At 36.5% G+C, this 16,517-nt stretch carries 15 protein-coding genes and 1 pseudogene; 7 read left to right on the top strand and 9 right to left on the bottom strand.

Annotation, left to right across the window (positions count from 1 at the left end):
• Positions 1-94 precede the first annotated feature (94 nt).
• From SAY88_RS09360 to SAY88_RS09345, 4 genes and pseudogenes are all read right to left on the bottom strand, one after another.
• Positions 95-643, bottom strand: a complete 549-nt coding sequence (locus SAY88_RS09360; protein ID WP_332631428.1) for a GNAT family N-acetyltransferase — start codon at positions 641-643, stop codon at positions 95-97.
• A gap of 504 nt (positions 644-1,147) precedes the next feature.
• Positions 1,148-2,074: a macrolide 2'-phosphotransferase gene (locus tag SAY88_RS09355; RefSeq protein WP_332631288.1), complete on the bottom strand. Its 927-nt coding sequence runs from the start codon at positions 2,072-2,074 to the stop codon at positions 1,148-1,150.
• A 524-nt stretch (positions 2,075-2,598) separates the two neighbouring features.
• A pseudogene (locus tag SAY88_RS09350) lies at positions 2,599-2,971 on the bottom strand (iron chaperone).
• 177 nt (positions 2,972-3,148) lie between these two features.
• Positions 3,149-3,556 (bottom strand): GNAT family N-acetyltransferase, encoded by a 408-nt coding sequence (locus SAY88_RS09345; protein ID WP_332631286.1) that lies wholly within the window; start codon positions 3,554-3,556, stop codon positions 3,149-3,151.
• A 294-nt stretch (positions 3,557-3,850) separates the two neighbouring features.
• Here SAY88_RS09345 and SAY88_RS09340 point away from each other — a divergent pair, with 294 nt between their 5' ends.
• Entirely contained in the window at positions 3,851-4,573 is a 723-nt protein-coding gene (locus SAY88_RS09340) for a DUF421 domain-containing protein (RefSeq protein WP_332631284.1), read from the top strand.
• Positions 4,574-5,156: 583 nt separating this feature from the next.
• On the top strand, positions 5,157-6,344 hold the full coding sequence (locus tag SAY88_RS09335) for a cystathionine gamma-synthase family protein (RefSeq protein WP_332631281.1): 1,188 nt from the start codon (positions 5,157-5,159) through the stop codon (positions 6,342-6,344).
• Positions 6,345-6,534: 190 nt separating this feature from the next.
• On the opposite strand, the gene SAY88_RS09330 is transcribed toward SAY88_RS09335, so the two are convergent.
• The 3 genes from SAY88_RS09330 to SAY88_RS09320 all read right to left on the bottom strand — a co-directional run bounded on the left by SAY88_RS09330 (position 6,535) and on the right by SAY88_RS09320 (position 8,377).
• Positions 6,535-7,320, bottom strand: coding sequence for a class I SAM-dependent DNA methyltransferase (locus SAY88_RS09330; protein ID WP_332631280.1), 786 nt, complete (start codon positions 7,318-7,320; stop codon positions 6,535-6,537).
• Positions 7,321-7,585: 265 nt separating this feature from the next.
• A complete protein-coding gene (locus tag SAY88_RS09325; protein ID WP_332631279.1) occupies positions 7,586-8,071 on the bottom strand; it encodes a GNAT family N-acetyltransferase in 486 nt (161 codons plus the stop codon).
• A 120-nt stretch (positions 8,072-8,191) separates the two neighbouring features.
• Positions 8,192-8,377 carry a hypothetical protein gene (locus SAY88_RS09320; RefSeq protein ID WP_332631276.1) on the bottom strand — a complete coding sequence of 62 codons (186 nt, stop codon included), beginning with the start codon at positions 8,375-8,377 and terminating at the stop codon, positions 8,192-8,194.
• 372 nt (positions 8,378-8,749) lie between these two features.
• Between SAY88_RS09320 and SAY88_RS09315 the strand changes: the two genes are divergently transcribed.
• Entirely contained in the window at positions 8,750-9,595 is an 846-nt protein-coding gene (locus tag SAY88_RS09315; RefSeq protein ID WP_332631273.1) for an AraC family transcriptional regulator, read from the top strand.
• A gap of 95 nt (positions 9,596-9,690) precedes the next feature.
• Here the strand turns inward: SAY88_RS09315 and SAY88_RS09310 are convergent, their stop codons facing one another.
• Complete coding sequence (locus tag SAY88_RS09310; RefSeq protein ID WP_332631270.1) at positions 9,691-10,404, bottom strand: 5-formyltetrahydrofolate cyclo-ligase; 714 nt, start codon at positions 10,402-10,404, stop codon at positions 9,691-9,693.
• Positions 10,405-11,230: 826 nt separating this feature from the next.
• Here SAY88_RS09310 and SAY88_RS09305 point away from each other — a divergent pair.
• From SAY88_RS09305 to SAY88_RS09290, 4 genes are all read left to right on the top strand, one after another.
• Positions 11,231-12,463, top strand: coding sequence for a saccharopine dehydrogenase family protein (locus SAY88_RS09305; protein WP_332631269.1), 1,233 nt, complete (start codon positions 11,231-11,233; stop codon positions 12,461-12,463).
• A 1-nt stretch (position 12,464) separates the two neighbouring features.
• Positions 12,465-13,592: a carboxynorspermidine decarboxylase gene (gene nspC / locus SAY88_RS09300; RefSeq protein WP_332631266.1), complete on the top strand. Its 1,128-nt coding sequence runs from the start codon at positions 12,465-12,467 to the stop codon at positions 13,590-13,592.
• Between the two features lie 388 nt (positions 13,593-13,980).
• The gene (locus SAY88_RS09295) at positions 13,981-14,700 is read left to right on the top strand and encodes an SDR family oxidoreductase (RefSeq protein ID WP_332631426.1); all 720 of its coding nucleotides are present in this window, start codon (positions 13,981-13,983) and stop codon (positions 14,698-14,700) included.
• 12 nt (positions 14,701-14,712) lie between these two features.
• Complete coding sequence (locus SAY88_RS09290) at positions 14,713-15,360, top strand: ThuA domain-containing protein (protein WP_332631263.1); 648 nt, start codon at positions 14,713-14,715, stop codon at positions 15,358-15,360.
• 195 nt (positions 15,361-15,555) lie between these two features.
• On the opposite strand, the gene SAY88_RS09285 is transcribed toward SAY88_RS09290, so the two are convergent.
• Complete coding sequence (locus SAY88_RS09285) at positions 15,556-16,308, bottom strand: phosphatase PAP2 family protein (RefSeq protein ID WP_332631261.1); 753 nt, start codon at positions 16,306-16,308, stop codon at positions 15,556-15,558.
• Positions 16,309-16,517 lie beyond the last annotated feature (209 nt).

Genomic DNA, 16,517 nt, shown 5'->3' with positions numbered 1-16,517 from the left:
TAAAAATGTCGAGTAATTGCATTAATCTTCTAGGTCATGCAGTTGCCACAGAGTTGAAGAGTGCGTTGATTATCTTAATCAACGCACTCTTTTGTTATATAAGTCGGTTATAATCTTCTTTTATTAAACCAAATACAAAATGATCAACATATCTATCATATAAAAATTCAGAACTTCTTATACAACCTTCTTTTTGAAAGCCAAGCCTTTCAGGAATAGCTTGGCTTTTATGATTTTCCGTTGCTGCACGAATTTCTATTCTTTTTAAATTCAGTTCATTAAAACAATAATCTATAACTGATTTACAAGCACTGGTCATTAACCCTTTACCTTGAAATCCTTCACCTAACCAATATCCAATTGCAGTTGATTTATTAGCCCAGTTTATACCATGTAGCCCTATTACTCCGGCTAATTCGCCTTTATACCAAATACCAGCTTGAAAGCCATTATTATTACTAAATTGCTTAAGTGTACCTTCTATAAACTCCTTTGAATTGCTAATCTCTTTTGTGGAATCAACCCAAGGCAGCCATTCCCTGAGATAATCTCTTGACTTATCTGTTAACTTGAAAAGATTATCTGCATGCCTTAGTTCTAACAAACGTAATTCAGAATTATCATTAATTTTAAAATAAAACATACTTTCCCCTCTCTTATTTATTAAAGATTTGTAAAGAAACCTGTTCACTTCCACATTCTCCTTCATATTAAAAAGATCTGCTCGTTACTTACATCATCGTTGTTTTGAGTTTAACATTAACTTCCTTTTGTGTGTCACAAAAAGAAAATGCGTCCCTGTTTTATGCAGGAACGCATTCATTAGTTGAAGAAGTGGCTATCCACAATATAAATAATTCATATTGGTTTATGAAGAACTTTTCCTCTGTATTTCTGTTCTGTTTTGTCATTCATCGGCTATATGGAGGACTTTTCCCCTGTATTTCTAGTCTGTTTTGTCATTCATCAGCTTTATGAAGGACTTTTCCCTATCTTCTCTATTTTGTTTTATCATTCATCACTTTTGTGAAGGGCATCATAAGAAATTACTATTTTCATTTATTTAAGTTTGAACAGCCACTATTGAATATCCCTGTCTAGGAATGCCTGACACACATCTTCCCACTTCATTCTGAATCACCTTCAATCATTCTAGCATAGTGTGACAGTAGCCAAGATAACTTTCACTTGCAAGCATTTGTGCAGCTACATCATGCATGTCTTTCATACCTGAGACATTAGCGTATTCGGCAACAGTGATGCCACTTGTTGAAAGAAGTTCGACAATATGCTCATCCATTCTTGACCAAGTTTTTCCCCCTGCGTTGTCATAAGCGTCGATTAGCTTAGTTAGTCCATCTCTACCAAAGAGTAGGTGATGCGACATGAAATCTACAGACACATCAGCTATCCCCACTTCTGTCCAATCAATTAAGCCAGTTACATAATTGTCCTTATCAATCAAGGTATGACCTGGATGGAGGTCTCCATGTTTTACCCCTACATGAGATGGCCAAAGAGAATCTTCAGCTAGCCATGATTGCCAGCGGTCCCATAAATTTTGATTGACATCGTATTGTTCTTTCACCCGTTCCATTCGCTGTTTCATGGATACCCTTAACTCATTAGCACTAAGAATTTCCACACCGAAATTTTTAAATTCTTGTTGAGGTAATGAGTGTAAATCGGCTAAAACTCTTCCTAATGATTGATAATATTCAAATGGTACATTGGTTTCATCAAAACTCCATACATACCCTTGTTGTTCAATGTCAACAGTAGCGGCCGGAACTCCACTTAGTTGTTTATAGGCAATTAAGTCCTCTGAGAAGATAGACCAATCGGGAACTTCGAAGCTTGCATAATTATGAATGAGTTCTAACGCTTTTTTCTCTTGTATGGAATGTCTCATAGATTCTGGTCTACGTGGAATCCTGAGTATCCATTTATCTCCGTTTTGATCTTTGGCATGTGCTACTCGAAAGTCAACACCAGACTCATTGATTTTTATCGTGTCTTCTAAAATATCTAGTTCTTTAAAATTTGCTAATTGTTTAACTTTAAGTGTATTCATGTTCATTCCCTCCAAATATTCATTTTATAGTTGTCGTCCAATTAATAAATCAGTTTCAATCTTTGTTCCATTTTCACACTCCCTTTTTTGTGGAATTTAAAGGAATGTAACCAAAAAACCACAGACCGGCTACTGTCTGTGGTTACGAGTAAACGAGGCTATATCCAATAGACGTCTTCTTTGTGTAAGCAAAAAAAGACATACGAAAAAAAGACAGATGTATTCTGCCTTCTTCACATAAAAAAGTGTATACTTTCCCGTTGAAGATTATTAAAAATGTGCAGACTACTCCCGTTTACTCTGCTTTATGAAAACAGAGCCTTTGAACATATTAAGTTACTTATTGTTCAAAGTTTTCTGGCGTAATCTTCCTGCATGCATCATTTTTAATAACCCTCCTTTCAATAATGTAACAAAACTATACCTTATTTATCAGTATATATCAAGAATAAAACACTCAAAATCAGCATTAAAAAAGGCTCTAAAACTTATTTTAGTTTTCTGTAACCATTTCCCCAATTTTTCTATGTCCGCCAAAATTTCGTATATTCTGCTTTATCCTCAATATTAAATTTAATCATTTTCTTGAGCAATTCGTAATTCACCGGCTCCTTACACGGAATTCGAAACAATCCTTTGGTAGCGCTGTAGCCTGCTTGTGCAATGTCATCAGCCAAGTGCGCAATTCCTACTTCTTCGGGTGAAACGCTCATATGATGCTTCGCTGTGGAAAAGCCAATGATAAATGTGCCGTGATCGGAAAACATAGGAGTATTCCACTTGATTTGTGGTTCCAAATTTGGGAATTCATTTGCAACCCACGTCAAAATTTTCTTCTGATCGGTCACGATGGTCAGGGTTATCGATACCTGCTAAATATTTTTCAAAGACTTCCATTTTGTGTTCCCTCCTAAAAAAATTACCACGTTCCGCTATCGATTCACGTAGCGAAACAAACTAAGTGGTGGTATTACTACAATTGTAGTTGATTTTCTGCTATATCGGCTCAGTAAGAACTTCCAAAACCTTAACTGGAGTTGCTTCAATTATAAGGTAGCCACTAATTATTAATTACTAATATTTCTCCATTATAACGTAGGATTTCCCGTCTTTTATAAAGCTGGATTTGCTCTCTTGTAAACCAAACTTTCTATAAAAATCAACCTTATTTTTTCTGGCATTACACCAAATTCTCTTGACGCCACGGATCTTCGCTTCCTTCAATACAAAATCTAACAAGGCACTTCCATACCCTTTCCCTTGTTCCTGTTGAAGAGTTGCAAATTTTCTAAATTGGGCTTCTTCATTGTTTATAAAAAGTGAAACAACAGAAATCAATTTGTTTTCCTTAATAAGACCAAAATGAAAACCTAAATCATCATCTTCTAATTTTATATAATCAAAAGGTTTATCTGACCACATAACTTGATGCCTTAATTCCCACACTTGTTGCTTATCAACTTTTCTAATCGTGGTTTCCATATTCCCTTCCTGTCTTCTCTTCCTTCCTTTGATAATTTTAGCACAACAGGATTGTATACTTTTCCAGTTACCATCTTTTCTTTCTCTGTTCTCATTTTTTAATGGTTTAATAATATCATTTTTAACAATTAAATGCTTACTTTAATATCTTTTCAAACACCCTCTACCACCTTATTTCTAGAAATCAGCCCGTTACCTGAATTACGAAGATAATTTCTTTAGTTGCTTGGTATAGAAAAGGGCAAAAGGGACATGGTGGTAATAATATGAATTAAATAGAAAGAAGGGGAAGTTGTGGAGGTTTGGAATGGTGCAGAGGATTTGCCTATATACGGATTTATCATACGAGCTACTATTATATATATTTACATTTTTATGGTAGTAAAAATCCTAGGTCAACGCTCGATGGTTTCATTTCATCCCATTGATTTTATTTTTGCAGTTATTATAGGGGATGTAGTTGGCGAACCTTTATCAAGTGGAGATATTGCGCTCGGCGGTCCCTTGGCTGCTGCTTCATTTATTGCTGGGTTACACCTTACCTTATCTTACTTAGCTCTTAAAAACGCAAGGATAAGGCGTATCGTAGAGGCGGAACCAATTATTATCATTAATAAAGGCCACATTTTGGTAGACGAAATGCGTAAAGCAAAAATTACGGTTGAATCACTTATGATGGATTTAAGACTAAACCAAGCGAGCGATTTAACGGAGATTGATTATGCCATCTTAGAACCTAATGGACAGATTAGCGTTATAAAAAAATCCAAATATGACTCTTTAACACCTAACGATATGATGAAAGCTCCCCCTGAGAAAGGATATCCTTCGGTACTTATCTTAGAAGGGAAGATCAACTATGCAAATTTAGAAAAGTTAGGCCTTACTACTGCATGGCTACAGGGGCAAGCTGAAAGCCACGGATTTAAAAGTATTAAAGAAATATTCTTACTAACTTTGGATGGTAGAAGTAAACGAATTTTTGTAAGTGGTCATACTAAGAAAAGTATTGTTTAAAAGAAATTTAAATAATACCGCGCATCTAAGATTAATCCCAGACAAATTAATGCGACTTTTTGGCAAGAAAACAACGCTGTTTGAAAGCTTTATTTTGTGTTTATCAGTGCCCATGAATCTTTGAATAACAGATAAGCATTAGCAACCGAAATATCAATTAATTTTCGGTTGCTTTTATTTATTTGATTTTACTAAGTTTAATACTACTCTTGTTTCTAAGGTTTATTGATTTCAATCTCATTTCAGCATAGAAATTATCTATCTTCTATATTGGTAAGAACACTTATAAGGCAATAAGATATATCATATTAGTAAATTTAATATTAAGTAAAACTTGCTTCTCAACCTGTAAAAAAAGCAACGAATATATATCGTTTTTATAGAATTCAGCTTTTATAAAAATAGAGCTTACCATTTGTAAGCCCTATTTTTTATGAGTTCGTTCGTGAGGATAGTGATGGCAAAAACCAGCCCCTAACCCGAAATTGGTTTTGCTATATTCACTTTCCTCACGAATTGACTTTATAGCAAAGTAGTTTCTTACCAATTATGAAGCTTTTACTTTTTCGAAGGAGTGATTGCAATGAAAAGGCAAGAACATGTTAGTTTGGGGACTCGATCAGTTTGGGCAGGAGAAAAAGACTACCTAGTACATGGAGCAACACAAGTACCAGTTGTCCATAGCGTCTCATTCGGGTATGATGACATTGATCACTGGTTCCAAGTTGCCACTGGTAAAAAGCCTGGTCATATTTATGGAAGAAACACGAATCCAACTGTTCAAGCTTTTGAAGACAAAGTGAAAAATTTAGAGAATGCCCAAGCGGTCACTAGCTTTTCAACTGGCATGGCTGCAATTAGTAACTCTTTAGCCACAGTGCTGTCACCAGGAGATCGTATTGTATCTATAAAAGACACGTATGGTGGAACGAATAAGATTTTCTCAGAATTTCTCCCAAAACTTAACATAGACGTTACCCTTTGCGAAACAGGAAATCACGAAACCCTTGAAGCTGAAGTGAAAAAAGGGTGCAAAATTCTTTACTTAGAAACCCCTACAAATCCGACAGTAAAAATTACAGACATCGAACGAATGGTCAAAGTCGCTCATAAAATTGGCGCCCTTGTATTTGTCGATAATACATTTGCTACCCCTATCCTTCAAAACCCTATTGAATTCGGTGTTGACTTAGTCATTCATAGTGCGACTAAGTTCTTAGGAGGCCACGCTGATGCACTAGGTGGGGTAGTTTGTAGTAATGATAGGACTCTAATAGAAAGAATCTTTCATTATCGTGAAATAAACGGTGCTAGTCTTGATCCTATGGCTGCCTATTTACTATTACGTGGAATGAAAACGCTACATTTAAGGGTTAAACAGCAATGTCAAAGTGCCGAGAAGATTGCACGCTTTTTACAAAAACACGAAAAGGTAGATAAAGTATTTTACCCTGGATTAAAAACACATCCTAATCACGAGATTGCTAAGCAGCAAATGCGGGGCTTCGGTGGAATGTTAAGCTTTGCTGTTAAAGGAGAGTTAGATTCGGTTCGCAAATTTTTACCTAGATTAAAATTTGCGAATAAGGCCGCTAACCTTGGTGCAGTCGAAACAACAGTAGGTCCAGCTCGAACAACAAGCCATATTGAAAATACCCCCGAAGAGCGCGCTGCATTAGGAATACCAGAGGGACTTGTTCGCTATTCGGTAGGGATTGAGGAAGTCGATGATTTACTTGATGATTTAAAAGATGCTTTAAGCTTTATTTGAGAAAGGGAAGCTAATTTTTTCAATAAATAATACTTATTACGGGTACAGCTCAGGACATTCCTTATCTTTATAAGCAATAACCTTCAGCCAATCAGGTTAGATCTGATTGGCTGTTATTTTTTTCGGTAAAGAAGCAACTGCTCTTATTTCATAAACGTTCCCCATTTCAACAAAAAACTAAAATACTTATTTATCTTGTAATTTTCCTACAAACGTAAATCATTTGATAACTATCTTCTGTTAGAGGAGTTTCATTCCAATCTGCGTAAACATTGATTATTTCAAAACCATGAACAGTTAAAATCCGTTCCATTTCTTTAGGAAATACATAACGTAAGCTTATACTTGTCCTTACTTCATTGATTACCTCTTCATGCATATTTTTAAATTTTCTAATTGTTGTATTATGCTGCACTTGATTTAAGGGATCATAGCTACAAATCGTATATACATCTACTTTATTTTGAGTTTCCGTATCTATATAAGTCTTCCAATATTCCTCTTTACTCGGTTGAAATAATTCCTCCGCACTTGGAAATCTTGTACCGAAAATAAATATCCCTTTAGTTTCTAAATGCCTGTTAACTGACATTAACAACCCATCTTGAGCATCATTTGTGAGGAAATGTTGAAACGAATTACCTACGGAATAGATTAACTTACTTTTTACATTCAAATCTAACTTAGAGCAGTCTTGTGTTATCCAATCTATTTGTAAATTTAGATTAGACGTTTTCTTTCTTGCTTCATTTAGCATACCTTTATGAAGGTCCACGCCTATTAGTTTGTATCCTTTCTTTGCTAAAGGTATAGTTGCTCTACCTGTACCACAAGCTAAATCAATAATTAGTCCTTCTGTTCTTGATGCCCATTTTTCTAAAAAAATAATATCCTCTAGATATATATTATTTTCCTTATCGTATAAAATAGGGTCATTATATTCTTCAAAATTATCTAATGTCGTTTTATCAGTCATTAAAACTCTCCTTAAAGAAAATTAATTTGCTTCCTAAAGAACCAGTTACTCATCTTCAATTTTTCCGCTTCTTTACTAAAGAAAGTGCAATCCAATGCTTATTCAAGGATTGCACTTAATTGATGAAAAATGATGCTATTATATGTACCATTGTTTCTCGTAACTTAGGCTAACTTTTAAGCCTTTTTTTAGTAACTGACTTGCTAGTACAATACCTACGCCAGAATAAGTGCCACCCCTTATTGAATCAACGCACACCGGTAGCTTAGACTTTTAAAACCATTCGCACTGTTTTTAAAATATGTCCATCGAAATCATCTTCAAACTCTTTAACAACATCAAAGCCTTTTGCTTCATAAAAGACCTTCCCTATCACATTTTCCTTTTCTACGTCTATATAAATCTCTTTTAAACCATCTAACTCGTTCATTCCTTGCTGTAACAAAGCTGAACCAATTCCTTTGCCTTGATAATCTGGATATACATAAATTGCACCTAACTCAACTTTTCCATCTTCTCTTACTGTAGAAAAATTAGCAAAGCCAACAACTCTACACTTGGATTCGGCTACAAGAAGAACAGAGTGTTCTAAGCGGTGTTTCATCCTTTCATCATTGTAAGCTGCTTTTAAGAAATTCTTTTGCACCTCTAGAGGAATGATTCCTTCATAAGTTATATTCCATGTTGTTTTCGCCACATCTTGTACTTGATGAATATCTTCATGGTGCATCTCACGAATGATAACATTCAAATAAGTTCCCCCTCACAACTTTTTTTGGAATTATATTATAATTTCACTTAGTTAGAATGCTAGTTTTTTATTAACTAATAAAATTTAATGCTGCTTCTTTAAAACAAAATGGAAATAGACTCATTCAATTTTTTTTAAAGTTTTAAGGTTAGTAATAACACCTATAAACCCTGAAACTGCAAATGCTACTGGAACAGCAACTAGAGAAATATCAATTGGAAATTCTACTAGTAAACGATATACCCCAAAGAGACAAATAATCAGTGATCCTATTAATCCAATCTTCGCTCTTGTTTTTTTATTCATATTCAAGCACCAACTTTCAAATTAAGTTCAATAACTCTATTGAACTTAGAGGTGAAATAATGAGCTCCCATAAAAGTGTGATCTACTCTATTCATATTAACATTCCCAGTCCCAGTAATGGGTATAAAAGGAAACAAAACTCTTAAAGAAAAAAACGCACCTCTCTACTGGCCCTATTTTGGGCTGCCATTGGGTGCCTTTCCCCCCTTTTTATTACCTTATATATACGCTTTTAGAAGAAGCAGGTTTCACATATGTCACTTTTTCAACATCAGATTATGTTAAAATAATAACCCTACATATTTGTGCACGAAAGATCGGGTTGCTAGATGGATATTTTGTTACTCTTTTTGTGAAAGGGAGGTCATCGGTATGGATTCGCTAGAAAACTTGAATAGAGCCATTGACTACATCGAAGCACATTTAAAAGGCGAGATTAACTTTAAAGTAGTGGCGAGGTTAGCACAATGCTCTGAATATCATTTCAAACGAATGTTTTCATTTCTTGCCGGGGTGACACTTTCGGAATACATTCGACGAAGACGCCTCACACTTGCAGCATTTGATTTGAAAGACCGGAACATGAAGGTTATTGATGTAGCAATCACATATGGCTACCATTCACCCGACTCCTTTGCGAGGGCATTTCTCAACCTTCATGGAGTCACTCCATCAGAAGCTAGGGCGAATGGACATTCACTAAAAGCTTATCCTCGCATGACCTTCCAATTAACTATAAAGGGAGGAACCGAATTGAATTACCGTTTGGAAGAAATGGGTGCATTTAAAATAGTAGGAGTAAAAAACAAGATCAAATTAGTTCCGGGTGGAACGAATCCTGAGATTGTTGAGATGTGGGAAACCATAAGTGATCACACAATCAATGAGATTGAACAAATCTCCAATATCGAACCTCGTGGTTTGCTTAATGTTTGCGCAAATTTTTCAGATGACCAAACAAACCAGGGGGAACTGGATTATTATATTGCCGCTGCAACTACAAAGGAATCTCCCCTTCATTTTGCCGAACTACACATTCCTGCTCTCTCATGGGCTGTATTCGAGATAGAAGGAGATTGGGATCGAGTCCAAGATATGTGGGGACGAATATATTCAGAGTGGTTCCCTTCTTCTGGGTATGAGCATGCAGAAGCTCCAGAAATACTAGCAAGCAAAGAGGAGAAGAGTGAAATTTGGATACCTGTGGTTAAGAAGTAACAATGCTAAGCCTAGTTCCAATGGAATTAGGCTTGTGTTATTTTGGTAATTGTTTAAAAGGGCAGGACAATTCCACCTTTTTTTAAAAAGAAAAGTTAGCCTTTTGTAAGCTCCCATATCTCTTTTAATACAGGCATTTCTTCAAATTCACTTTCAGTTACTAATTCCCACTGGATTCCTGTTGGCTTCTTATAAGGGGAGTTGGTTTTGATTAATTCGTCTTCAGTTGCTATCCAGTCAACTGTTAGATCAAACGGATCCCTTGGTATATCGACATCTGTTAATTGTGCACTATGGACAGTGCCTATTACTGGAACATCCGGGTTCCCGAGTTCTCGCATAATGGCATATTCCCTATCTGCATACCCTTCGCCTTTACCAATTCTTCTACCGTCTTTATGTAGCGCAACAGAGCCAACGAAAAATAGATCAATTTTTGGAACTTCAGTAAGCGCAATTTCTCTTCCGTATGATTTCATGTGAGAAAGACTAGCTGCCTTTCTTTCTTCACCAGCAGGAACCCATTCTGGCCTGATCATGATAAACCCAGCTTTTAGCCTTGGTGTAGGCACGAGTAGGAGCTTTCCGTCTTTTAGAATTTGTGCTCTGATTGGTAGTTGAGGAGCATCTGGGTTAACCTTAATTACTTTTGCTTTTTCATATTCAGGCATAGTTGTTACAAAATTCGCCGCCTTTTCTGCACCTTTGAAATTTGGAATGCGATTTTGTAATGGAAAGGGAAATCTCCCTAATTTATTCTCTGTTAGATATTCCCATTTCAACTCGCGAATTTCTTGCTTAGTTACCATTAAATACACCTACCATTAAGTATAATTTATAAAAAATAAAACCCCAGCCACGAAATTTGAATGAATAAAATGAAACTCGATTGCTGGTATCAGGATGATTTTAAAGATAAAGCTAGCCGTCAAACATTTAGACGACTAGCTTTAACTATATATGATCACTTGTTCCATTAACAAGTTGTGCAATACTTACGCTTTAAATGGATAAAATTCCCAGTTGGATTTTTTTATTTTTTTTCAATATCCCTATTGATATTTTGATTAGATGTTGCTACGCTAGAGAAGCATTATTTGGAGAGCTAAATTTTACTGAAATCAGGTCTTTCCAAGCAGATAATTTTGACCACTTACAAACGGTAAGTTAAAGCCATACGGACAGCTGGTCAAAGCCGACTGGCAACTTAGTTGCCTTATTGATTGAGTTAAAAGCTCAAATTTTATAAGTTGGTTACTTTACAACCAGTGCATTTTGCACATCAACTTGTGAAACGGTCAATAAGAGTGCTAAAAAGTAATTATTTGCTATATAGACTCTGATCCAATTAAGATATTTGAAATATTAAAGAGCTTTCTATCATAATGTTCTTGGACTTTTATGGTAGCAGACGTATTCAGATGACGTTTGTCAGGAATTCCTATGCTTTTTAATATTTATGACTATTAATATCTTAGCAAGTGTTGTGCGCAATCATGCGTTTGGCACTTGCTTTTTGTTGTTCAAACGTTTCTTGATAGGTTATACCCATAAAATCTTTGGGTATAGACATTCTAAGAGTTTATTAAGACTTCTCTTCCATTTGTAAAATTTATTTAGTTAGGAGATAGGATAATGGGAAAAGCGCTTATTATTGGTTGTGGTGGAGTGGCATCTGTAGCCATCCACAAATGTGTTCAAAACAGCGAGGTATTTGAAGAAATTTGTATTGCAAGTCGTACAAAGTCAAAATGTGATGATTTAAAAGCGAAACTTGATGGCGGGAAAACGAAAATTACGACTGCACAAGTTGATGCAAACAATGTTGATGAATTAATCGCATTAATTGAAGAGGTAAAGCCAGATATCGTTATGAACTTAGCGTTGCCATATCAAGATTTAACAATTATGGATGCTTGCCTTGCAACAAAAACGCACTACTTGGATACAGCGAATTATGAGCCGGAAGATACGGCAAAGTTTGAATACAAATGGCAGTGGGATTACCGCGAGCGTTTTGAAAAAGCTGGAATCACTGCTCTTTTAGGAAGCGGATTTGATCCTGGTGTAACAGGTGTCTTTTCAGCACATGCCCTAAAGCATCACTTTGATGAAATTGAATACATCGATATTCTTGACTGTAACGCAGGCGATCATGGCTATCCTTTTGCTACGAACTTTAACCCTGAGATCAACATCCGTGAAGTTTCTGCAAACGGACGTTACTGGGAAAACGGCGAATGGGTAGAAACGAACCCAATGGAAATCAAACGTGTCTACAACTTTCCAGAAATCGGGGAAAAAGATATGTACTTATTATATCATGAAGAGCTTGAATCTCTTGCTGTCAATATCCCTGGCATTAAACGTATTCGCTTCTTCATGACATTTGGCGAGAGCTACTTAACTCATTTAAAATGTCTTGAAAATGTTGGTTTAACTTCAATTGAGCCAATTGAATATGAAGGGAAAGAAATTGTTCCACTTCAATTCTTAAAAGCATTACTACCTGATCCATCTACTCTTGGCCCACGTACAAAAGGAAAAACAAACATCGGTTGTATTTTCAAAGGGAAAAAAGATGGAAAAGAAAAGACATACTACGTCTACAACGTATGTGACCACCAAGAGTGCTTCAATGAAGTAGGCTCACAAGCAGTATCTTATACAACAGGTGTTCCTGCCATGATCGGTGCTATGATGATTTTGACTGGAAAATGGAATAAAGCTGGCGTTTATAATATTGAAGAATTCGATCCAGATCCATTTATGGAAGCATTAAACAAGTGGGGCTTACCTTGGAAAGAAAGCTTAAACCCAGAACTTGTCGATAATGAGCCGATCAAAGAAGCGGAGACTGTACGTTAAGATGCGTTTTGAAGAATTACCAACACCTTGTTATGTAGTAGATGAAAGTCTTCTGGAAAAGAACCTAAAGACTTTAAACGGAGTCATGGAGCGGACAGGTGCGAAAATCATCCTTGCACAAAAGGCTTTTTCGATGTCGACGATGTACCCCCTTATTGGGAAGTATTTAAGCGGGACAGCAGCAAGCGGGTTATATGAAGCAAGACTTGGTCATGAAGAATTTGGGAAAGAAAATCATGTCTTTGCCCCAGCTTATCGTGATGATGAGATTGACGAAATCATCTCATATTGTGACCATATTATCTTTAACTCTTTCTCGCAGGTAGAAAAGTTTAAGGACAAAGTACTTCAAGCTGGTAAAAAAGTCGGCTTGCGTATCAATCCTGAGCACTCTACACAGGTTGGGCATGCGATTTATGATCCATGCTCTCCTGGTTCCCGCTTTGGTGTTACGATTAAGAACTTTCGTCCAGAGTTGCTTGATGGTGTTTCTGGGCTTCATTTTCACACTCTTTGCGAACAAAACTCTGACGATTTAGAAACAACGCTGAATGCAATTGAAGAAAAATTCGGCCCTTGGCTATCACAAATGGAATGGATCAACTTTGGCGGCGGCCATCACATTACTAGAGAAGATTATGACATTTCATTATTAGAAGAATGTATTAAGAGAATGCAAACGAAATACGATTTAGAAGTATACCTTGAGCCTGGAGAAGCGATTGCACTAAACGCTGGATATCTAGTTACAACGGTTCTTGATACCCTTCAAAACGGTATGGATATTGCCATCCTTGATACGTCTGCTACATGTCATATGCCAGATGTACTTGAAATGCCTTATCGCCCTCCTCTTCTAGGATCAGGTGAAAAAGGCGAAAAGTCATTTACATATCGACTAGGTGGACAAACATGTCTTGCTGGTGATGTGATTGGAGAATATTCATTTGACGACCCATTAAAAAGCGGAGATCGATTAGTGTTCGGAGATATGGCGATCTACACAATGGTGAAAAACACAACCTTTAACGGAATGCCATTACCAGCGATTGCTCTGAAAGATAAAGATGGAGATTACCGTATTGTGCGTGAGTTTGGCTATGAGGACTTTAAGGTGAGACTTGCGTAATTAATTGGAAGCACGATCTCACAATAGTCGTCCCCCTCAAAGATTAGATCTGAAAGAACCAGATTCTTATAAGAGAATTTGGTTCTTTTTCTTTTGGCTGTGTTAAATAAATAATCGATTATAAACATCCCCCTTCCATGTGCCTGCTATCTCCGACGTTCGTTACGTTCTTTTCCGAATTTAAATCATAAAACTTATCTGTTTATAAATATATTCAATAAGTGTTACACCTGAACTTTCTTATTTTCGAGTACTATTTTTTATTAATTAACCTTTAGACCATTCTTCTTCTCCACTTCCTACTATTCTTAAAAACCACAAGGAATTACCGTAATCAATGGAGAATTTTACACAGATGAAAGCACTTACTTAAAATGCAGGAGGTTTCATACTCAATGGAAAAACAATTTATATAACAGGCGCAGATAGAGGGTTAGGTTTAGCTCTGTCAAAGGTTTTCTTGAAATCTAATTTCAAAGTTTTTGCTGGTCGATACATGACGGATTGGACTGAGCTTGATGAATTAAAGAAGGATCATTGTGATGATTTACATATTTTTACATTAGATGTTACCGATCAGCAATCTGTGGATCAGGCCGCGGACTATATTAAAGAGCATGCCGGCCAATTAGATATTTTGATTAACAATGCTGCTATTTATAAGGATCGCTCTGAAGATATATTCGGAGAGTTTAATTATGACGATATGATAGCTCATTATAACACCAATGCCTTAGGCCCGTTACGTGTATCCAAGTCTGTCGTTCCATTATTAATGAAAGGTGATAGTAAGATCCTAGCAAATATTTCTTCAGAAGCTGGGAGTTTAGCAGATTCTTGGAGAAAGAAAGAGTATGGCTATTGCATGTCAAAAACTGCATTAAATATGCAATTAACGATCTTACAAAACCAATTAGCGGAATATGGAATCAAAGTATTAGCTTTCCATCCAGGTTATGTGAAGACGTATATTTTTGGTGACTTTAATCCTGATGCAACGATTGATGCTATCGAATCAGCGACTGGGATTATGGAGCAAATTTTAAAATCCCCTGCGATAAATGAACACATGTACATTGATTATCAAGGAAATAAACTAAACTGGTAAGAAGAGATAAAATTGATTAGGATCATAGCACTAGTAGGCGATTACTGGCATGCTGGAGATGATGCCAAAGTTGGTTTGGAAGCTGCAATTGACAGAATGCCAAACAAAAAAGACGTTCACCTTCAGTATATTACTCACGAGGAAGTTTCCAAAGCTCTAGATGAGAAACCCGACTTATTGGTCAATGCAAAAATGAATCAACTAAACCCTAAGGATGAACACGTCATTACTTGGTTAACAGAAGAATTGGACCAGAAGCTTGCCACCTACGTTAAAGAAGGAGGCAGTGTGCTAGCTTGGCATGCTGGGATGGCTGGATATAAACGGGAAAGCAATTATATTCAAATGTTACGAGGATCTTTTGACTATCACCCACCGGGACTTCAAGAGGTTACATACATGTTGAAGGAAAATGAAAAGAGCGGGGGAAATACATTCCTCCTTACCGATGAGCAGTATTTTGTCCACTGTGATGTAGAAAACACAGAAGTCGACCTTTGGAGTACAGGTGTTGATGGCGATTCTATCGCAGGCTGGAAGCATTTCTATGAAAAAGGTAAGGTTTGCTGCTTTACTCCAGCCCATACAAAGGAAGGCATGTTGAACAAAAAAGTCTCGAATTTATTAGTAGAAAAAATACTTTGGACGTTATCAAAATAGGATACTAGGATGGGATTGAGGTCCTTCCCCTTCTCTCCTTTTTAATTAACTAATAAAACATAGCTAAGAAAAGAGTAAGGATGAAATTCAATCATCTTTGCTCTTTTTTCTGGGAGGATTCAGAATTTAATTAAGTCACATATCCTGACTATTAAATTGGTCGTCCCCTGAACAATACAGAACCTTATTCACTGATTATGCGAAGTCCCTCTTTATTTTTCGATTGTGTTGCCTTTCTTTTATGTATTGATAAACCCAAATTGTCAAAAAGAGCCAAAAGCCACTTAATAAATAAGCTCCTAACACATCGCTTGGAAAATGCACTCTGAGATAAACCCTGCTTGTCCCAATAGCAAGGATCATAACTGTACTAAAGATGACTAACAAAGTTCGCCCAAGCGCGCTTTTAATATGCCTCCAAAATAAAAACGTAACAATTCCATACAAAGTAAGGGCAGCCATAGAGTGTCCGCTTGGATAACTATAACCTGATTCCATTACGAGCGGCTCGAATAAAGGTCGCTCTCTTTTAAACGAATATTTATATAGTTGATTGATTCCAGTTGACCCGAGCGACACAATAATGAACAAAATGACTTCATCTCGTTTTCGATATAGCTTATAAATAAGTGAGAGCAATAAGATGGAGATGATAATAACGGGCCATGTATTTCCAACAAAGCTTAATGCTTTCATTCCTTTTGTTACAATAGGGTGTTTAAGTGTACGAACATAGGTTATGATTTCTTCATCTATTCGAAGGGTTGTTTCGGTCATAACAAAATATGTAAGGACAATAAAGCTGAGTAATGGTACTACACCTAAAAAAGAAGCTTCAAAAATAACTTTACATTCAATGATAAACACCTGCCAAAAGAAAAGGTATCTATGTATTGTTAGATACTTTTTTCGGTTTATGCACTTGATTTCAACTCCCTCATGATGCACGCTTCTCAACTCCTCCTACACTGTGTGGATCTTCATCCTCCCCATGATGCTCTTTTCCCAACTCCTTATTTGCTGTTTGAGGCTTCACTCTTCTCATGATGCTCTTTTCCCAACTCCTCCTTCGCTGTTTGGGGCTTCACTCTTCTCATGATGCTCTTTTCCCAACTCCTCCTTCGCTGTTTGGGGCTTCACTCTTCTCATGATGCTCT

It is taken from the genome of Halalkalibacter flavus (assembly GCF_036663575.1).
In the GTDB taxonomy this organism is placed as follows: domain Bacteria; phylum Bacillota; class Bacilli; order Bacillales; family Bacillaceae_D; genus Halalkalibacter; species Halalkalibacter flavus.
This window is presented reverse-complemented; position numbering and strand designations above follow the sequence as displayed.